This window comes from Streptomyces sp. NPDC051913, from assembly GCF_044593635.1.
GTDB lineage: Bacteria > Actinomycetota > Actinomycetes > Streptomycetales > Streptomycetaceae > Streptomyces.
In genome coordinates, this window is the sequence record NZ_JBIUCI010000002.1 from 345,058 (window position 1) to 365,131 (window position 20,074).

General features: G+C 72.0%; 12 protein-coding genes. 8 read left to right on the plus strand and 4 right to left on the minus strand.

Annotated elements, in window-relative coordinates; translation table 11 throughout:
• Window positions 1-29 precede the first annotated feature (29 nt).
• The 5 genes from ACIHIX_RS06845 (at window position 30) to ACIHIX_RS06865 (ending at window position 10,276) form a co-directional block, all read left to right on the plus strand.
• Window positions 30-1,202 (plus strand): MFS transporter, encoded by a 1,173-nt coding sequence (locus ACIHIX_RS06845; protein ID WP_399950803.1) that lies wholly within the window; start codon window positions 30-32, stop codon window positions 1,200-1,202.
• 13 nt (window positions 1,203-1,215) lie between these two features.
• On the plus strand, window positions 1,216-2,979 hold the full coding sequence (locus ACIHIX_RS06850; protein WP_399950806.1) for a beta-galactosidase family protein: 1,764 nt from the start codon (window positions 1,216-1,218) through the stop codon (window positions 2,977-2,979).
• A complete protein-coding gene (locus ACIHIX_RS06855) occupies window positions 2,979-5,288 on the plus strand; it encodes a beta-galactosidase (protein ID WP_399950809.1) in 2,310 nt (769 codons plus the stop codon). The genes ACIHIX_RS06850 and ACIHIX_RS06855 overlap by 1 nt, the downstream gene beginning before the upstream one ends.
• A 141-nt stretch (window positions 5,289-5,429) precedes the next feature.
• Window positions 5,430-6,503: a LacI family DNA-binding transcriptional regulator gene (locus ACIHIX_RS06860; RefSeq protein ID WP_399950812.1), complete on the plus strand. Its 1,074-nt coding sequence runs from the start codon at window positions 5,430-5,432 to the stop codon at window positions 6,501-6,503.
• Window positions 6,504-6,727: 224 nt separating this feature from the next.
• The gene (locus tag ACIHIX_RS06865) at window positions 6,728-10,276 is read left to right on the plus strand and encodes a SpoIIE family protein phosphatase (RefSeq protein ID WP_399950815.1); all 3,549 of its coding nucleotides are present in this window, start codon (window positions 6,728-6,730) and stop codon (window positions 10,274-10,276) included.
• Between the two features lie 309 nt (window positions 10,277-10,585).
• Here the strand turns inward: ACIHIX_RS06865 and ACIHIX_RS06870 are convergent, their stop codons facing one another.
• Window positions 10,586-12,079, minus strand: a complete 1,494-nt coding sequence (locus ACIHIX_RS06870) for a sensor histidine kinase (protein WP_399950818.1) — start codon at window positions 12,077-12,079, stop codon at window positions 10,586-10,588.
• Window positions 12,076-12,828: a response regulator transcription factor gene (locus ACIHIX_RS06875; RefSeq protein WP_399950820.1), complete on the minus strand. Its 753-nt coding sequence runs from the start codon at window positions 12,826-12,828 to the stop codon at window positions 12,076-12,078. Before ACIHIX_RS06875 ends, ACIHIX_RS06870 begins: the two co-directional genes overlap by 4 nt.
• A 90-nt stretch (window positions 12,829-12,918) precedes the next feature.
• On the opposite strand from ACIHIX_RS06875, the gene ACIHIX_RS06880 reads away from it, so the two are divergent.
• The 3 genes from ACIHIX_RS06880 to ACIHIX_RS06890 are packed head-to-tail and all read left to right on the plus strand — an operon-like array spanning window position 12,919 to window position 15,723.
• Window positions 12,919-14,259, plus strand: a complete 1,341-nt coding sequence (locus tag ACIHIX_RS06880) for a ferric reductase-like transmembrane domain-containing protein (RefSeq protein ID WP_399950822.1) — start codon at window positions 12,919-12,921, stop codon at window positions 14,257-14,259.
• Window positions 14,260-14,269: 10 nt separating this feature from the next.
• Window positions 14,270-14,983: an FMN-binding protein gene (locus ACIHIX_RS06885; protein WP_399950825.1), complete on the plus strand. Its 714-nt coding sequence runs from the start codon at window positions 14,270-14,272 to the stop codon at window positions 14,981-14,983.
• 2 nt (window positions 14,984-14,985) lie between these two features.
• Window positions 14,986-15,723 carry an FAD:protein FMN transferase gene (locus ACIHIX_RS06890; protein WP_399950828.1) on the plus strand — a complete coding sequence of 246 codons (738 nt, stop codon included), beginning with the start codon at window positions 14,986-14,988 and terminating at the stop codon, window positions 15,721-15,723.
• Between the two features lie 3 nt (window positions 15,724-15,726).
• On the opposite strand, the gene ACIHIX_RS06895 is transcribed toward ACIHIX_RS06890, so the two are convergent.
• Together ACIHIX_RS06895 and ACIHIX_RS06900 are read right to left on the minus strand one after the other, a co-directional pair.
• Window positions 15,727-18,828 carry a KGGVGR-motif variant AAA ATPase gene (locus tag ACIHIX_RS06895; protein ID WP_399950831.1) on the minus strand — a complete coding sequence of 1,034 codons (3,102 nt, stop codon included), beginning with the start codon at window positions 18,826-18,828 and terminating at the stop codon, window positions 15,727-15,729.
• Window positions 18,825-20,069, minus strand: a complete 1,245-nt coding sequence (locus tag ACIHIX_RS06900) for a TIR-like protein FxsC (RefSeq protein WP_399950834.1) — start codon at window positions 20,067-20,069, stop codon at window positions 18,825-18,827. The genes ACIHIX_RS06895 and ACIHIX_RS06900 overlap by 4 nt, the downstream gene beginning before the upstream one ends.
• Between the last annotated feature and the right edge of the window lie 5 nt (window positions 20,070-20,074).

Below are 20,074 nucleotides of genomic sequence, written 5' to 3' on the forward strand. Positions count from 1 at the left end.
GCGGGATGTTACCGGTAACATTTCCTGTCGTGCTGAGAGAGACCCGCGTTGTCGAAGCCCCCGTGTTCAGCCCGGCCGCCGTCGTCGCCTCCTGCGTCGGCTTCGTCCTCATCGGGGCGTTGCAGGCGCTGTACGGCCCGGCGATCCCCGCGTTCCGTGCGGAGTTCGGGCTGTCCCCGTCCGGTGCGGGGCTCGGGCTGAGCGCCCACTTCGTCGGCGGGGTGGGCGGGGTGCTGCTGTGCGACCGGCTCTACGGCCGGGTCGGCAACCGGCGGCTCCTCGGCGGCGCGTACCTCCTCATGGCGGCCGGTGCCGCGCTCTTCGCGCTCGCGCCGAACTGGCCCGTCGCCCTCGCCGCCGCCCTGCTGGCCGGGCTCGGCTTCGGCGGCATCGACTACGGCCTCAACCAGCTGTTCGCCGTCGGCTTCGGCCACCGCTCCACCGCCATGCTGAACATCCTCAACGCCCACTTCGGCATCGGCGCGATCCTCGGCCCGGCCCTCATCGGCACGGTCGGCGCCGCGCACTACCCGGCCGTGTTCGCCGGATTCGCGCTGGCCAACCTGCCCCTGCTGTGGTGCCTGAAGGGCGTACGGGACCGGGCACCGCAGCCGTCCGAGGGGGCGTACGACACCGGCGGCGCCCTCGGCCGCAGCCTCGCCTCCGTGCTCGGCGTGTTCGTCGCCCTCTACGTCCTGCACGTCGGCATCGAGGCGGGTGTCGGAGGCTGGGAGCCCACCCATCTGGAGACCGTCGGCTACGGCGCCGGGGTCGCCGCCACCGCCACCTCCGTGTACTGGCTGATGATGACCGTGGGCCGGTTCCTGGTCGCCCCGATCGCCCTGCGCTACTCGCCCCAGGCCATCATCACCGTCTCCTGCGCCGGCATGACGGTCTGTCTGCTCCTCGCCTCCATGGATGAGTTGGCGCCCTACGCCTACGCCGGCGTGGGCCTCTTCATCGCGCCGATCTTCCCCACCGGCCTGCCCTGGCTGCACCGGGCCGCCCCGCGCGCCCGGCGCGCCGGAGCCCTGGTCATCGCCGCCTCCATGGTCGGCGGAGTGGTGGCCGGGCCGGCGCTCGGCAAGGCCATCGAGTGGTCCGGCGTGGAGGCCGTACCGCTGCTTCTCGGGGGTGTCTCGGCGCTGTGCCTGGCCGCGACCCTCTGGCTCATCCGCAGTACCCGAACCCACGCGCACTGAAGGGAAGCCCCGCATGTCCGCACTCACGACCACGTCCGACGGATTCCTGCTGCACGGCGAGCCGTTCCGCATCGTCTCCGGCGCCATGCACTACTTCCGCGTCCACCCCGACCAGTGGGCCGACCGGTTGCGCAAGGCCCGCCTGATGGGCCTGAACACCGTCGAGACGTACGTCCCCTGGAACGCCCACCAGCCGGACCCCGAGGGCGAGTTGGTCCTCGACGGCATCCTCGACCTGCCCCGCTATCTGGCCCTCGCCCGCGAGGAGGGCCTCAATGTCCTGCTCCGCCCCGGCCCGTTCATCTGCGCCGAGTGGGACGGCGGCGGCCTGCCCGGCTGGCTCACCTCGGACACCGACATCGCGCTGCGCAGCTCCGACCCCCGCTTCACCGCCGCCATCGACCGCTACCTCGATCAGCTGCTGCCCCCGCTGCTCCCGCACATGGCGGCACGCGGCGGCGCGGTCATCGCCGTCCAGGTGGAGAACGAGTACGGCGCCTACGGCGACGACACGGCCTACCTCAAGCACCTCGAACAGGGCTTCCGCGACCGGGGCGTCGAGGAACTCCTCTTCACCTGCGACCAGGTCAACCAGGAGCACCTCACCGCCGGCAGCCTGCCCGGCGTCCTCGCCACCGGCACCTTCGGCGGAAAGATCGACTCAGCCCTCGCCGAACTGCGCACCCACCGGCCCGAAGGCCCGCTGATGTGCGCGGAGTTCTGGGTCGGCTGGTTCGACCACTGGGGCGGCCCGCACCACACCCGCAGCGCCGCCGACGCCGCCGCCGACCTGGACCGGCTGCTGTCCGCGGGCGCCTCCGTCAACATCTACATGTTCCACGGCGGCACCAACTTCGGCTTCCGCAACGGCGCCAACCACCACCACACCTACGAGCCCACCGTCACGTCCTACGACTACGACGCCCCGCTCAGCGAGTCCGGCGACCCCGGCCCCAAGTACCACGCCTTCCGTGAGGTCATCGCCCGCCACGTCCCCGTACCGGACGAGCCCGTCCCGGCCCCCTCCCGCAAACTCGCGCCGCTCACCGTGGAGTTGGACCAGCGCGCCCCGCTCCTCCCGCACGCCGCCACCCTCGCCGCACCCCTGCGCACCGAGTCCCCGGCGATGATGGACGAACTCGGCCTCGCCTCCGGATACGCCCTCTACCGCACCGTCCTCCACACGGCCGGCCCCGGCCTGCTGCACTTCACCGGCGGCGTCGGCGACCGCGCCCAGGTCTTCGTGGACGGCGCCCCCGTCGGCGTCCTCGAACGCGAACGCCACGACGAGACCCTCACGGTCCATGTGCCCCGCGCCGGCGCCACCCTGGAGGTGCTCGTCGAGAACATGGGCGGCGTCAACTACGGCCCCCGCATCGGCACCCCCAAGGGCCTGCTCGGCCCCGTCACCCTCAACGGCGCCGCCCTGCACGGCTGGGACTGCCACCCGCTGGCCCTCGACGACCTCGCCGCCGTGCCGTTCGCACCGTCCGACGCGGCCATCGCCTTCGAACCGGCCTTCCACCGGGGCACCTTCGAGGTCGCCGCACCCGCCGACACCTTCCTGTCCCTGCCCGGCTGGACCAAGGGCCAGGCCTGGATCAACGGCTTCCACCTGGGCCGCTACTGGAACCGCGGCCCCCAGCACACCCTGTACGTCCCCGGCCCCGTCCTGCGCGCCGGCGGCAACGAGCTGATCCTGCTCGAACTGCACGCCACCACCGCCACTCGCGCCCAGCTGACCGACACCCCCGACCTCGGACCGGTGAACCCCTGATGGCCCACCACCGCCTGCGCGTCCCCGCGCCTCCCCCACCCCCGCTCACCGGCCATCTGCCCTTCACCGACGCACCGGGTGTCCCCGACCCGATCGAGGTCACCAGCCGCTACCTCACCCGCGGCGGCCGCCCCTGGTTCCCGGTCTCCGGCGAGTTCCACCTCAGCCGCTACCCGGCCGCCGAGTGGGAGGAGGAACTGCTGAAGATGAAGGCGGCCGGAGTGACGGTCGTCGCGAGCTACCTCATCTGGATCCACCACGAGGAGACCCAGGGCCGCATCCGCTTCGACGGCGACCGCGACCTGCGCCGCTTCGCCGAACTCTGCGCCCGCCACGGCCTGGACTTCATCCCGCGGATCGGACCCTGGGTGCACGCTGAGGTCCGCAACGGCGGCCTGCCCGACTGGGTCCTGGCCCACGACTGCGTCCCGCGCACCGACGACCCGGCCTATCTGGAGCTGGTCCGCCCCTGGTACGCGGCGATCGCCGGACAACTCCACGGCCTCGACCGCGCCCACGGCGGCCCGATCGTGGCGATCCAGATCGAGAACGAGCTCTACGACCAGCCCGGCCATCTGCTCACCCTGAAGCGCATGGCCCAGGAAGCCGGCCTCAGCGCACCCCTGTGGACGTCGACCGCCTGGGGCGGAGTCCAGCTCCCGCCCGATGAACTGCTGCCCCTGTACGGCGGCTACACCGAGACCTTCTGGACCGAGGCCGACGGCGGCTGGCCCGACACCTGCCGCAAGCACTTCTTCTTCACCCACCAGCGCGACGACGAGGGCATCGGCGCGGACCTGCGCCCCGTGACCGCCGTCCGGGGCAGCGCCCCGGACGCCTTCGCCGACCGATTCCCCTGGGCCACCTGCGAGTTGGGCGGCGGGATGGCGGCCTCCTACCACCGGCGCCCACGCGTGGAAGCGGCTGACATCGCCGCGCTCGGGCTCACCAAGATCGGGTGCGGATCGGTGTGGCAGGGCTACTACATGTTCCACGGCGGGACCAATCCGGTAGGGGAGTCGACGCCCCTTCAGGAGTCCCATGCCACGGGATATCCCAACGACCTGCCCGTGCTGACGTACGACTTCCAGGCCCCGCTCGGCGAGTACGGGCAGTACCGGCCGGTCTACGACGAACTCCGGCTCCAGCACCTGCTGTTGGCGGACTTCGGTCATCTGATCGCACCGATGGCGAGCGTGCTGCCGGCCGAACGGCCGCGGGGACAGGGGGACCGGGAGACGCTGCGGTGGGCGATGCGCGGTGACGGTTCGTCGGGGTTCCTGTTCGTCAACAACCATCAGCCGCACGAGCCGTTGCCGGATCACCCGGGGACTTCGTTCGGTGTCGCCTTCGAGGACGGGGAGTTGAGCTTCCCGTCCGAGCCGGTGACCGTGCCGTCCGGGGCCTCGTTCTGCTGGCCGCTGCGGCTGGACGTGGGCGGGGTGCGGGTGGAGTGGGCGACCGCTCAGCCGGTCTGCACGGTGGAGGACGACGGCCGAACGGTGCTGGTGCTCGCCGCGGTTGAGGGGATCGCTCCGGAGGTTGCCCTGGTGGGCGCGGCCGCTGTTTCGGCTCCGTCCGGGGAGGTCTCGTACGTGGACGGCCGCGCACTGGTCACCGGGGTGCGGGCCGGGACGGACGCGCTCGTCGAGGCGGAGACCGCGGGCGGGGAGCGGGTGGGGCTGCTGGTGCTGGACGCGGCTACGGCTCGTACCGCCTATCGAGGCGTGCTGTGGGGCGCCGAGCGGTTGGTGCTCGCGGACGGTGGGGTCGTCTTCGACGGGGACGGGATGCGGGTGCACAGTGCCGTCGAGCGGCCGTCGTACGCCGTGTTTCCCTCACCGATGACCGGTGGGGTGCGGGACGGGGTGTTCACGCGGTTCGTGCTGGGAGAGCGGCGCGCGGTCGGGGACGCTTCCGTCCGCCTTGTTCGGGCCGCCGGGCCCGCGCCCGAGCCGGTGACCGGGGTCATGGGGCGGGCGAGTGTGCCGGAGGACAAGTGGTTCGAGACGGTGGCCGCGGAGTACGCCGTCTCGCTGCCGGACGAGGTGCCGGGTGGGGCCTTGCTGCGGATTCACTGGGCCGGGGATGTGGGGCGGGCGTATGTGGGGGACGTCCTTGTCGCCGATCAGTTCTTTTCGGGGCGGGTGTGGGACATCGGGCTCGATCGGCTTCCCGCGGGGGAGTTGAGGTTGCGGGTGCTCAGCGGGGATGACACCGCGGGTGTGTATGTGGCTGAGGGGAGTCGAGGTGAGGCCGTTGTCGAGCGGGTGGAGTTGGTGACCATTCGCCGTTGGGCTGTGCGGTGAGGTGTCGGGTGCGGGTTCCATGTGGCTGGTCGCGCCCCGCGGCGGAGCCGCATATCGGCACAGCCCCGCGCCCCTGAAGCGGCGTTGCGCAGCCGTATGCTGGGGGCGATCCCCGTCCTTTCACTGAGGAAGACACCTCCGATGAGCCCTCGGTCCGCCGACTCTCCCGCCCCCAAGGGGCGCAGTCGACGTAACTTCGCGGGGGCCCGGCCTGTCATGGATGACGTGGCTCGGATGGCCGGGGTGTCCAAGCAGACCGTTTCCCGGGTGCTCAACGAGCATCCCGCTGTGCGGGACGAGACCCGGGAGGCGGTGCGGGAGGCGATGCGGGTGCTCGGGTACCGGCCCAGTGCCAGCGCGCGGTCGCTGGCCAGTGGGCGGACCCGGATGGTCGGGGTGATCTCCTTCGACGCCGCCCGCTACGGGCCCGCCAGCATCCTCACCGCCATCAACACCGCCGCCCAGGAAGCCGGTTACCTGCTCAGCTCCATCGCCCTCGACGACACCGCCGACCACGCCACCGTCGCCGAGGCCGTGCAGCGGCTGTCCGCCGAGGGTGCCGACGGGGTGATCGCCATCGCCCCGCAGCACCGGGTGGGGCAGGCGCTCGCCGACACCCGGCTCGCCACCCCGCTGGTCGTCATGGAGAACGAGATCAGGGGCGGCACGCCCCTCGCCACCGCCGACTCCCGGGGCGGCGCCCACAAGGCCACCGAGCATCTGCTGACCCTCGGGCACGCCACCGTGTGGCACATCGCGGGGCCGGCCGGCTGGACCTCCGCCGACCAGCGGGTGGCCAGCTGGCAGGACACCCTCAAGGCGGCCGGCGCCGAGATCCCCCCGCCGCTCGCCGGTGACTGGAGCGCCGACTCCGGCTACGAACTGGGCCGGGAGCTGGCCCGGCGCACGGACGTCACCGCCGTGTTCGCCTCCAACGACCAGATGGCCCTCGGGCTGCTGCACGCCCTCCATGAGGCGGGCCGCCGGGTCCCCGACGACACCAGCGTCGTCGGCTACGACGACATCCCCGAGGCCGCCCACTTCCTGCCCCCGCTGACCACCGTACGGACGGACTTCGCGGAGATCGGCACCCGGTTGCTGCGGCTGCTGCTCGACCGGATCGACGGGCGCGCCGAGGCCGAGAAGGAGGACGAGTCGATGATTCCCGTCGAGCTCGTCGTGCGGCGCAGCTCCGGGCGGCCGGGGCGGGGCTGACGTCCGGTCCGTTGCGGCGGCCACCCGTTCGAGGGCGGGGAAAGGGCTTCGGTCGAACGCGGGTATGAGGTGTCGAACGTGGGGGCGAAAGATACCCCCCGAGGCATCCCAGGACTTTGTTGTGATCGGCGTCACAAAGGGTCTACCGTGAAATGGCTGGGAGGACTCCGCCGGGGGCGAGCCGAACGGAGGCACGCCACCTGGCCCACCTCCGGGTGAGGGAAGTGATTCTGTTGTCCGTCTCCTGGGACGACATCGGTGGGCTCGTCGACGCCCACGAACGATTCCTGGCCGGTGCGCGGGTCGACGCGGACGTCCGGGACTCGGTCCTGGACTCCTGGAAGCGGTGCCGCTCCGCGGGGCTCGAACCGGACCAGCTGCTGGTGCCCTACGCTCCCGACCTCACCCTCGACGACGCGTTCCTGCACGCCGCCGACCCGGTCCTCGCCGACCTGGCCGTCTCGCTCACCGACGCCGGCACGACCATCGCCGTGTGCGACGGACTCGGCCGGATGATCCAGCGGCTCGGCGGCGGGCGACGGCTGTGCGACCGGCTCGACGAGGTGCGGTTCGCCCCCGGGTTCGACGCGTCCGAACGGGTCGTCGGCACCAACGGCGTCGGCACCGCGCTCGCCGAACGCGGCCCCGTCTACGTCGTCGGCCGGGAGCACTTCGCCGACTGCCTCCAGCCCTTCGCCTGCGCCGGCGCGCCCGTCCGCAACCCGCTCAGCGGACGCATCGAAGCCGTCCTCGACCTCACCTGTCTGCGCGACGAGGGCGATCCCGCGATGCTGCGGCTGGTCCGCGAGGCCGCGCGCGCCATCGAGGCCCGGCTGCTGGAGCAGGCAACCGAGCGGGAGCGGGCGCTGCTCGCCGCGTACCGGCGGGCCGTCGGCGCCTCGGCGGAGTGGCGGCAGCCCGCGCAGGGCGCCGACACCTACGGCGACGAGTTGAGCCGCGTCGACCGGGCCGTCCTGCGCGAGAAGGCCGAGGAACTCCTCGCCTCGCCGCACCGCACCCTCGACGAGGTCACCCTCTCCGGCGGCCGCACCGCCACCCTGTTGCGCCGTCAGGTCCAGGGCGCGGCGGGCGAGACGGGCGTCGTCGTCGAGGCCCGCATCCTCGGCAGCCCGCGGCTGCGCCAGGTCACGGTCACCACGCGTCCGGTGTCGGTCCAGGCGCTACCCGTGGCGCCGTCGGCCGGGCCGGCACCGACCTCCTCCCCGACGCCGGCCGCGACACTGACCTCGGCGCCGACCGCGACTGGGACGCCGGCGCCGACGCGGGCGCCGACGCCGACTACGACCCCGGCGTCGGCCGCGGCTCCGACCTCGACCACGGCATTGACCCCGGTGCCGGTTCCGATCCCGGCAGCGACACTGACCCCGGCTCCGACCCCGGCCTCGGCATCGGCCTCGGCCTCGGCATCGGCCTCGGCACCGGCCTCGGCCCCGGCCCCGGCCCCGGCCCCGGCCCCGGCCTCGGCCTCGGCACCGGCTCCGACCCCGGCCTCGGCACCGGCCTCGGCCCCGGCCCTGGCCCCGGCCACGGCCCCGGCCTCGGCCATGGCTCCGGCTCCGACCCCGGCCTCGGCATTGGCCCCGGTGCCGTCCGAGACTGCGGCGCCTACTGCGGCCCCCGTATCGGCCGCGACGTTGGCTCCGGCGTCGGCCGCGACTGCGGCACCGGTTCCGATCCCGGCAGCGACACTGACCCCGACCCCGACCCCGACCCCGACCCCGGCCTCGGCACCGGCTCCGACCCCGACCCCGACCCCGGCTCCGACCCCGACCTCGGCACCGACCCCGGCCACGACACTGACCCCGGCGGCGGCCGCGACCCCGCCCTCGGCATCACCCCCGCCCCCGATCGCTGCACCGTCCGCCGCGCCACGTGGTGGCACCCTGCGCACCGTCGTACGGGCGGGTGGGGACGGGGAGCGGAGTTCCGGTGGTGAAGGCACTTCGTCGTCCGACCGCACGCCGCTGCTCGCCGACGCTCGCCTTCTCCTCGTCGGCGAGCCCGGCGTCGGGCGGCTCGCCGTGCTGGCGCGGAGGCGGCTCGAGTTGCTGCATGACGCCGGGGTGCGGATCGGCACCACCCTCGATGTCACCCGCACCGCCGAGGAACTCACCGAGGTCACCGTCCCCCGGTTCGCCGACTTCGTCGCCGTCGATCTGCCGGACACGGTGCTGCGGGGCGAGGAGCCGGGGCCGCTCGGCGCCGACACCCCGCTGCGGCGGGTCGCCCTGGGCGCCGTACACGAGGAATCGCGGCTGCACGCCGTCGGGGACACCGTGCGGTACGTCGCGTCGACCCCGCAGGCCCGCAGTCTGGATGCCCGGCAGTCCGTGCTGGAGCCCGTGCCGGCCGCGGGCGGCGGGTGGTTCGCCCAGGACCCGGCGCGCGGTGACCGGGTCCTCGGGGCCGGCGTCCACTCGCTGATCACCGTGCCGCTGCGGGCCCGCGGCGCCACGCTCGGCGTCGTCGGCTTCCACCGCGCCGACAAGACCGCGCCGTTCGAGGACGACGACCTCGCCCTCGCCCAGGAACTCGCCGGCCGGGCCGCCATCTGCATCGACAACGCCCGCCGCTACACCCGCGAGCACAACACCGCGCTCGCCTTGCAGCGCAGCCTGCTGCCGCGAGGCCGCTCCGAGCAGAGCGCCGTCGACGTGGCCTGCCGCTATCTGCCCGCCCAGGCCGGGGTCGGTGGGGACTGGTTCGACGTCATCCCGCTGTCCGGGGCCCGTGTCGCGCTGGTCGTCGGGGACGTCGTCGGCCACGGGCTGCACGCCGCCGCGACCATGGGGCGGCTGCGCACCGCCGTCCACAACTTCTGCGCGCTCGATCTGTCGCCCGAGGACCTCCTCACCCACCTCGACGATCTCGTCGGCCGTCTCGACCGCGGTGAGGGCTGGGCGGCGGAGAACAGTCCCGACTCCGGGATCGTCGGGGCGACCTGTCTGTACGCCGTCTACGACCCGGTGTCCCGGCGCTGCACCCTCACCCGCGCCGGGCACCCGCTGCCCGCGGTCGTCGACCCCGACGGCACGGTGACCTTCGTCGACCTGCCGTCCGGGCCGCCCCTCGGGCTCGGCGGGATGCCCTTCGAGACGGTCGAGCTGGAGCTGGCCGAGGGCAGCCAACTCGTCCTCTACACCGACGGGTTGGTCGAGGACCGGCACCGTGACATCGACGCCGGTCTGGAGCAGCTCCGCACCGTCCTGGGGGGCGCCGGGCGCCCGCCGGAGGAGACCTGTGAGGCGGTCCTGGACGCGCTGCTGCCGGCCCGGCCGAGCGACGACGTGGCCCTGCTGGTCGCCCGCACCCACGCCCTGGACTCCGACCGGGTCGCCCAGTGGGACGTGCCGAGCGACCCGTCGGCCGTCTCCCGCTACCGCGCCGTCGTCACGGAGCAACTCGCCGCGTGGGGCCTGGAGGACCTCTCCTTCACCGCCGAACTGGTCGCCAGCGAACTGGTCACCAACGCGATCCGGCACGCGACCGGCCCCGTCCAACTCCGCCTGCTCCGCGACCGGGCCCTCATCTGCGAGGTCTTCGACGGCAGCAGCACCTCCCCGCGACTGCGCCGCGCGAAGAACGAGGACGAGGGCGGCCGCGGCCTCTTCCTGGTCGCCCAGCTCACCGAACGCTGGGGCACCCGCTACACCCCGGAAGGCAAGATCATCTGGACGGAGATGCCCCTGCCGAAAGGCTGCCGCCCCGGCGCATTCAGCGGCCGGCCCGCCCCAGCGCCACCATCATGCTGAGGCCGGCGACGCACCGCGCGGCAGGGTCCGTCACGATGGCGACTCACCGTACGGTCCGCCAGCGGCAGCGCCTCGTAGGCGGTGGCGACTCACCCCGCAGCCGGCTCGACCGTCGGCCGGCCCCAGTGGCAGCGTCATGCTGAGGGCGGCGACTCACCGCGCGGCAGGCGCACCGCGGCGCCGGTGATGTACTGCGCGGCAGGGGCACAGTGACGCCGGTGATTCACCGCGCGGCAGCTTCACGGTTACGACGGTGATCACCGCACAGCCCGCCCAGCGGCAGCCCAGCCTCTCCTCGGTGGTGCCGGCTCACCCCGCGGCCCGCTCCACCGTCGATCCGCCCGGCGGCACCGGCACCGGTCCGCCCAGCGGCAGCGTCACCGTGAAGACCGTTCTGCCCGGTTCGCTGCTCACCTCCACCGTGCCGCCGTGTGCCCGTACCAGTGAGCGGGCCACGGCCAGGCCCAGGCCGCTGCCGCCGCGGTCTCGGCTGCGGGCCTTGTCGACGCGGTAGAAGCGGTCGAAGACGCGCTCGCGGTCGGCGGGCGGGATGCCCGGGCCCGAGTCCATGACCTCTACCCGTGCCCGCCCGGCGGCCATGGACACCGTCAGGCACACCGGCGTTCCGGCCGGGGTGTGGATGGCCGCGTTGGTGAGGAGGTTGTCCAGGACCTGGCGGATGCGGTGGGGGTCGACCCGTAGGGATACCGAGTCCGGGCCGTCCGTCAGCGTCAGGGGCCGGTCCGGGTGGGCCGCGCGGAACGCGTCCGCCGCGTCGTGGACCAGCGTCACCAGATCCGTGTCGGCCGGCCGCAGCGGGGTCTCCACCTCGGCCGCGTCCAGGCGCGCGAGCAGCAGCAGGTCGTCGAGGAGGACGCCCATGCGGGCCGCCTCGGCGCGGAGCCGGGCCAGGTGCTTGTCCCGTTCCTCGGGGGCGTTGGCGGCGGCGTACTGGAAGAGGTCCGCGTAGCCCCGTACCGACATCAACGGCGTGCGCAGTTCGTGCGAGGCGTCGGCGACGAAACGGCGCAGCCGCTGCTCCGCCTCCGAACGCACCGCCAGCGAGCGGTCGATGTGCTCCAGCATCGTGTTGAACGCGGTCCGCAGCTCCTCGACCTCCGGGCCGCCGCCCTTGCGGTCGGCGCGCAGCGGCAGCCGGGCCGCCGACTCCGTCAGATCGTGCGAGGCGATGCCGTGCGCCGTGGACGCCATGTCGCTCAGGGGTTTGAGGCCGCGCCGCAGCACCTTGCGGCCGAACAGGACCAGGGCCAGCAGGGCGAGGCCGAAGGCGATGACCTGGACCGTGATCAGCTGGCCCACGGTGTCGTCGATGTCGTCCATGGGCGCCGCGCTGACCAGGATCACCCCGGGTTCGACCTCGCAGGCGCGCAGCCGGTACTCGCCCGCGCCCGCCAGATGCTCGGTACGGGTCACGTCCGTGCCGCCGGCGGCGGCGGTCTTGACCTCGGCCACCGCCGTGAACTCGTCGACGTCCTTCGGCAGGTCGGTGGGGTCCTCGGGCGTGCGCAGCACCGGGGCGCCGTCCTTCACGTCGTACACGGCGTAGTACCAGCGCCAGTACTTCTTGCCCGCGAGGCTGCCGGACTCCGCGATGCTCTTGGACTGGGCGACCTGGGCGATCGACAGCTGTTCGTTCAGCTGGTTCGACAGGTAGTCGCGCATGTACGTCGTCAGGACCGTGCCCACGACGCCGAAGACGACCAGGGCCAGCGCGCCGAGCCCCAGCGCGAGCCGGGTCCCGAGCCGCATCCGCCGGTACGCCGAGCGCAGCCGCCCGATCACTCCGAGGCCTGCCGGATCACGTACCCGAAGCCGCGCACGGTCTGGATCAGCGGATCGTCACCGGTCTCGTCGAGCTTGCGGCGCAGTCGGCTGACGACCAGCTCGACGACGTTGGAACGGCCTCCGAAGCCGTACTCCCACACATGGTCGAGGATCTGCGCCTTGGTCAGCACGGTCGGCGACTTGCGCATCAGGTAGCGCAGCACCTCGTACTCGGTCGGGGTGAGCGTGAGCAGCTTCCCGCCGCGCCGCACCTCGCGGGTGTCCTCGTCCATCGTCAGGTCCGCGACCCGCAGCACCGAGCGCTGGAAGCCGGGGCCCGCCGCGCGCCGCAGCACCGTCCGCAGCCGGGCCATCAGCTCCTCCACCGCGAACGGCTTCACCAGGTAGTCGTCCCCGCCCCTGGTCAGCCCCGCGACCCGGTCGGCGACCGCGTCCCGGGCGGTCAGGAACACCACCGGCACCATCGTGCCCGAGCGCCGCAGCCGGTCCAGGACCCCGAAACCGTCGAGGTCGGGCAGCATCAGGTCGAGCACCACGATGTCCGGGTGGAACTCCGCGGCACGGCTCAGCGCCTCCTCGCCGGAGTTCGCGGTCACCGCCTCCCAGCCCTCGTAGCGGGCGACCGTCGCGACCAGGTCGGCGATCGGCGGGTCGTCGTCCACGACGAGGAGTCGTACTTTTTCCACCCGTTCATAGTGCGGCACGTGGCCCCACAGACCAGAGCCGTATCCTCCCCGAGGCCACATCGATAACCACTTGAAAGTTGTACGACAGCTTTTCGACAGGTCGCTCAAGCGAAGCTCTAGTCCCAGGCCCCGATCAAGGAGCTCCGTTCCGTGACGACGACCGTCAAACCGCCCACCGCGCCCCCCACGGCGATACGGCCCAAAGTGGTGGCCCGCACGGGCCTGTACGGCCTGATCGCCGCGAACGTGGCCGTGGTGACCGTCTTCTTCGCCCAGGCCGGCTTCGCCTCCAACGCGCTGATCGTGCTCGGCCGTCTCTTCGGCCTCTACGGCGCCCTCTTCATGGCCTTCCAGCTGCTGCTGGTGGCCCGGCTGCCCTGGCTCGACCGCCGCATCGGCATGGACCGGCTCACCTCCTGGCACCGCTGGACCGGCTTCAGCATCCTGTGGGCGCTCCTCGCGCACGCCGTCTTCATCGCCTTCGGCTACGCCGAGGGCACCGACATGGGCCCGATCGGCACCGTCGTGGACCTCGCCGAGACCACCGAGGGCGTGCTCCGCGCGGTCGTCGCGCTGGGGATCATCATCGTCGTCGGTGCCGTCTCGGGCCGCTGGGCCCGGCGCCGGCTGGCGTACGAGACGTGGCACTTCATCCACTTCTACACGTACGTCGCCGTGGTGCTCGCCATCACCCACCAGATCGCGGCCGGTACGACCTTCGCCTCGTCCTCCGTCGCCAGGACCTACTGGTACGGCGTGTGGACCGTCGCCCTCGGCGCGGTCGTCCTCGGCCGCGCGGTGCTGCCGCTGTGGCGGAACCTGCGCCACCAGTTCCGGGTCGAGGCGGTCGTCCCCGAGTCCGACACCGTCGTCTCGATCTACATCACCGGCCGTGACCTGGACAAGCTGCCCGCCCGCGCCGGCCAGTTCTTCCTCTGGCGGTTCCTGACCAAGGACCGCTGGTGGCAGGCGAACCCCTTCTCCCTGTCGGCCGCTCCCGACGGCCGCACCCTCCGCCTCACCGCGAAGGCCGCCGGCGCCGGCAGCGCCGCCCTGCGCCACCTCAAGCCCGGCACCCGTGTCTTCGCCGAGGGCCCCTACGGCGCCTTCACCGCGCTGCACCGCACCCGCCCGGAGTCGGTCCTGATCGCCGGCGGCGTCGGCGTCACCCCCATCCGCGCGCTCCTGGAGGAACTGCAAGGCCACGCGATCGTCATCTACCGCGTAGCGGCCGAGCGGGACGCCGTCCTCCACGACGAGCTGCGCGAGCTGGCGGCCGCCAAGGGGGCCGAGCTCTACCTGGTGAGCGGCCCGGTGACCCCCGACAAGCTGGCGCCGGGCGAGCTGCTGCGCCTGGTCCCGGACATCGCCGACCGCGACGTCTTCCTGTGCGGGCCGCCACCCATGATGAACGCGGTGCTGCGCAGTCTGCGCGAGCTGAACGTGCCCAAGGCGCAGACCCACTTCGAGCGCTTCAGCCTGGCTGGATGAGGAAGAGATCGTGAAGCGAGCCATACCTGTAGTCGTCCTCAGCATCGCCGGCCTGGTCCCCGTCTGGCGCTACGAACCCTCGATAGGCGGCGGTACGACGACGGAGGCGGCGCCGGCCCCGTCCGCGTCGTCCTCGTCCGGAGGGTCGTCCTCCGGCACGGTCGTCAAGGGCACCACCGTGAACACGGAGAAGGGGCCGGTGGAGGTCCAGGTGACCTTCGACGGCGAGAAGATCACGGCCGTCAAGCTCCTCCAGCAGCCGAACCATCCGCAGACCACGGCGGCGGTGCCGAAGCTGGTGGCGGAGACGTTGGAGGCGCAGAGCGCGGACATCGACACGGTGTCGGGCGCGACGATCACGAGCGAGGCGTACAAGGAGTCGTTGCAGGCGGCGATCGACAAGAACGCGAAGTCGGCGTCGGCATCTTCTCCGTCCCCGTCGGCGAGTGCCTCCGCGGCATCCGCCTCCCGGACGATCGACGGCTCCGCGCTGAACACCGAGAAGGGCCCCGTCCAGGTCCAGGTGACCTTCGAGGGCGACAAGATCACGGCCGTGAAGATGCTCCAGCAGCCGAACCATCCGCAGACCACGGCGGCGGTGCCGAAGCTGGTGGCGGAGACGTTGGAGGCGCAGAGCGCGGACATCGACACGGTGTCCGGTGCGACGATCACGAGCGAGGCCTACAAGGAGTCCCTCCAGGCCGCGATCGACGCGAAGGGCTGATCATGCACAGGGTCGAGCACGTCATGGGCTTCCCGGTGTCGTTGCGCGTCGACGACGAGGGCGACTTCGAGAAGGTGGGCGACGCCGTCTTCGCCTGGCTGCACGAGGTCGACGCCCGCTTCAGCCCGTTCAGGCCGGACAGTGAGGTATCCCGGCTGGGCCGCGGCGAGCTGGCGGAGTCGGAGGTCAGCGAAGACCTCCGCCTGGTCCTCGACCTGTGCGAGCACTACCGGACGGCGACGGGCGGAGCGTTCGACGTCCGTCTGCCGGGCCGGGGCCTCGATCCCTGCGCGGTGGTGAAGGGCTGGTCGGTACAGCGCGCGGCGGAGCTGCTGACGGCCGCGGGCGCGCGGCGCTTCGTCCTGAACGCCGGCGGTGACGTGGTCGCCGCCGGCGGGCCGTGGCGCGTGGGCGTACGGCACCCCGAACACGCCGACAAGCTGTGCACGGTGCTGTCGCTGACGGACGGGGCGGTGGCGACGTCCGCGCGTTATGAGCGCGGGGATCACATCATCGACGGGCGCACGGGGCGTCCGGCTACGGGGTTGCTGAGTCTGACGGTGGTCGCTTCGTCGTTGACGGAGGCGGACTCGGTGGCTACGGCTGCGTTCGCGATGGGGGCGGAGGGCGTGGAGTGGGCCGCCTCCTTGCCGGGGGTGGAGGTGTTCGCGGTGGATGCGGAGCGCAAGGTGGTGCGGACGGCGGGGTTTCCCACGGCGGAGGCCGAGAGCCGTTCCTGAGCCCTACCGGTCCTCCGGCCTTTCCGGAACGGTCAGCACCTCCTGAAGGGCCGCGTGACGGAACTGGTAGACGGGGCCGCTGCGGCGCAGCACCCCGAGGGCGTGAGCCTCCTCCAGGAACCTCATCAGGCGCCTCGGCCCCCGCCCGGTCAGCGCCAACCAGCCGACGACGACGTAATAGCGGGGGGACGCCCTGCCGCGCAGCATCAAGGCCGACGCGGGGACGGCCGTGAAGAGGCAGGCGGAGAGCCACACGAGAGGATTCCAGGTCGTCGGTGCGAAGGCGGACATGGTGGCCACACCGACGAGGGCCGGTGGGAGCATCGCTGAGCGGAAGTCCAGCCGCAGGCTCTGCCTCGGGCTGAAGGCGTCGGTCGACCGCCGGGAACGTCTGCGACGCGGCAGGGACAGCACACGGGGCTGCGGTGATCGTCTGGTGGCAAGGACGACCAGGGCCACGAACACTCCGGCGACGGTGAGGAAGAAGGCGCGAGAGTCCGCCTTGAGGGAGAGGGCCAAGGACACCATCGGAGCGGTGAGGACGACAGCGGCGCTCCCGAGGCGGAGCCTCAACGCCAGGGAGCCGTACACCCGGTGCAGCTCCCACCAGGCGAGGTCCCGCGTCTGGAGCCGGTTCATGTGTCCCGCCAGGAACGTCAGCCAGCGTCTGGCCTTGGCGGGTGGCGTGAGGTTGGGATCGATGGCGCGGTAGACGGCGGGAATGAAGCCGTCGAGCAGATGGAGTCGAAGGCGGTCGCGGTCGGTGAACTCCAGCAGACCCAAGGGGTTGGTCGAGGGGTCCCGGTAGACCTCTCGGGCCATACGGAGCATGAAGGGCGTGCTCAGGACCTTGGCCAAGGGGTGGGAGGGCCGGTCTTGGAGGAAGTCGAAGACCGGATTCCACCGCCTGTCGCCCGGTAGAAGGTCTTGTTGGAGATAGCGGAAGGCATCGGCCGTTCGCAGTGGTTCGAGCTCCAGGACCGTGGCTCCTCGCAACGGGCGGCCGTCCTGGCGGATGACGTCCTCGTATTCGTCGGTGCGTGAGGTCAGCACGTACGGCGTCCCCGAAGAGTGGTTCAACGCCTCGATCGCCAAGGCGCGGGTCTCGGGCGGAAGTTCGTCCAGGCCGTCGAGGAAGGGAAGGATCCAGCCCCCGTGTACCAACCAGATCAGGGTGTCCCCGCGGAGCTCGGCCGAGAGCTCGGGGTGTTCCCTGCGCAAGCGGTCCATGATCCAGTCGGCGAGCGTCCGGTCGCGAGGGTCCCATGAAACCAGCGACAGCAGCACCGGTACCGAGAAGCGTTCGTCCGGAGCCCGTGTCTCCAGCAGGGTGGCCGCCAGTCGGTAGGCGGCTGTCGTCTTGCCCGAGCCGCCCGGTCCGAGCAGAACGAGTCGCCTCTCCGGTACGGATGCGAAGAGACTCTGCGGATCCCTCAGCAGGTCGCCGGAGGTCATGAGCATGCGGCCGGGATCGGAACGAGACACCATTCTGCGGCTGAGGGACCATCGGAGCGGGAGCGGGCTGCGATCGTCGATGTCGCGTCGTGCCAGCTCCCAAAGCAGGTTCCGCCGCACCGCCAGAGCCAGCACTTCGACCGCCTGGACGAGGTCGGGGTCCACGGTCGACGGCCCCCGATGTGGCTCCTCGTCCATCGGAGCGAGCACCAGCACGGACTTCTCGGTCGCCGTACGCCGGTTGATCAGCTCGGCCACCGCCCCCACCCCCTCGGCCGTCAGCGCGGCGGCCTGCGCCCGCCGGGGCGGCGGCACCAGGAACCCGGGCAGAGCGTCCGGGGAGCCGTCCGGCAAGGTGACGGGCAGGAAGCGGTCCGGATAGGCGTAGTACACGTCCCGGAGCTGAGTTGCCTCGTCGTCCGGCAGGCTGCGGTAGCTCGGCGAGGACACCGGCAACACCAAGTCCGCGCTCAGAAGTTGCTCCCGTTGCCAGCGCGGCCAGTCGTCCTGGCGCTGGCCGGGCGGCAGGTCCAGCCGGGCGTCGACGCCATGGGCGCGCAGCAGGAACCACAGTTCGCGTACGGCCTCGAAGTGGTCGGGGGAGTCGTAGGCGTAGGTGACGAACACGCGCCTGCCCGGCCGCTCGGGGTCGCTCGGTGCCGGTGCCGCCGGTTCCAGGGGTACGTTGCGCATGAACTGCCTCAGCAGGCCCCGGCGTTCCTGTTCCTCCAGCGGCCTGACCTGAGTGACCTCCCGGTCGCTGAGGTACGCGACCAGGCGCTCCGAGGACGCGAGCATGCTGGCGGGGCGCAGGGGCTCGTCCCGGATCGTCGCGAGGATCTCCTCGTAGGCGTAACTGGGCTGGTACGGCACCTCGACGGCACCCCAGTAGGCCTCGGGGTCCGGCACATGGGACAGATAGCGCCCGAACCTGGCCCGCGCGTAACGACGCCCCTGTTCCAGCCGTTCGGCCTCCCCGTCGTCGACCCGCATCGGCACCGGGAACATCCGCAGCTGGTTGCCCGCCCGCTGCCGATGCACCGACGCCGCCACCGCCTCCGCGCCGTCGATGGCCTGGTTGCTCAGGGTGAAGCAGTTCACCAGGATGTCCGGGAGCTGGACGGTGCAGATGCCCGCGGTGTCGCTGAGCCCCGTACGGCTGTCGATCAGGACGTAGTCGTAGTGCTCCCGCATGCTGCGCTTGAGGGCCTCGATGAAGCCGCCGCCGCCGAGCCGCTCGTAGAAGTTGTTCCAGTCGAAGGTGGTGACGAGCGTCGAGTACAGATGGTCCTGGCGGCCCGCGGGGACGAGGTCGATGGATCCCGGTGCGGCGAAGTCGTGCTCCACGGACATGGCGTAGGGCTGGATCGCGGCGAGCGGCTCGTGCCAGTCGGGCTCGTCCGGGGTGGCCGGGTCCGTGGCAGCGGTCGCGAACTCCCATACCAGGTCCATGATCCCGGGCGAGGAGCGCAGTTCGCTGTCGGGGAGGAAGGGGTGGAAGTAGCGGTGCAGGCCCGGCGCTTCGAGGTCCCAGTCCACGACCAGGACCCGCTTGCCCCGGGAGGCCAGGATCCAGGCCGCGTTGGCCAGGGCCATGGTGCGCCCGGTGCCGCCCTTGTACGAGTAGAAGGTGACGATCCGCGCCCTCAACGTCCCAGCCCTCCGGGTCCGGTGAGCACCGGCCGGAACTGCGGCCCGGCCTCGTTGACGCGGCGTACGACCTCGGCCATGCGCATGATGCGTCCCTGGATCTCGATGAGCACCTGCCCGAGGACCCGCTCGAAGTCCTCCATCGACGGCAGGTCGCCCCGGAAGGCACCGCCGCCCGCCTCCATCCAGTTGCCCAGACTGGCATAGAGCCGGTTGTAGAGGTGACCGCCCTGCGGTCCCTCGCGCAGCTCGTCCAGGTCTGAGGGCACCAGGACGACGGAGTTGCGTGAGCGGGTCCGGTCGAGGCGGGAGAACAGCTGCTGGAACGAGGCCAGTTCGACCGACCGGGGATCGACGATCAGCACGACCAGGCACTGGCGCTCGGCCGGTTCGTCGAGGAGCGTGAACAGCGAGTCGTCGGCGGGCACCACCTGTGACTCCATCTCCCGGGTGAAGGCCACGCCCTGGGCACGTACGACGATGCTTCCCGAGTGGGCCGGGTGGTACGGCCGCCAGTCCACCAACTCCTCGCCATACGCGTCGAGTTCGGCGTGCGCCACGTTCAGCATGTCGTCCCGTCGGCCGACCGCCACGACGAACACCACCTTTCGGGCACCTCTTCCGGCACGCGCCGCGGGGATCCGCCCGTTGACCGGTCCGGGCCGCTCGGCCGGGGCGAAGGCGTTGGGCAGGGCGAGCAGGTCGGGGACCGGGTGAGGGTCCGGTGGAGTCGCCGCCGCCTCCAGGATCATCTCGGCGTACCGCTCCAGGAAGTCGAGGTACTGGCTCCTGTAGTCGCGCCGACGGAGGAGGGTCCTGAGCCCGAACTGCTTGTACTCCTGGCCGAACAGGTCCCGGGAGTCCTGAAGTTCGTCCGCGACCGCCGGGAGCTCCCCACGCGGGGGCAGCCACCACACCGGAACGATGCTGTTCGGCCGGTGACCGGTCGCCTTGTGGTGGGCCGCCACCCGGGTGGAGAAGGCGGACCACTCCTGGCCGCTCACCTGGCTGGCGAAGTAGTGCGGTGAGTAGACCGGTACGAAGACCAGGCACTCCGCCAGGGCCTCGCCCAGCGCGGTGGCCCATAACGCGCCGCTCGGCTGGTTCCGGTCGATGAAGCCGACCGAGTCGAGGGGAAGGCCGCCCCGGGTGGACAGTTCGCGGCAGAGGTCTGTGTAGAACCGGTCCAGATACACGTCCACGAGATCGGAGCGCGCGTAACTGAAGAAGAAGTGCCGCACCTGAC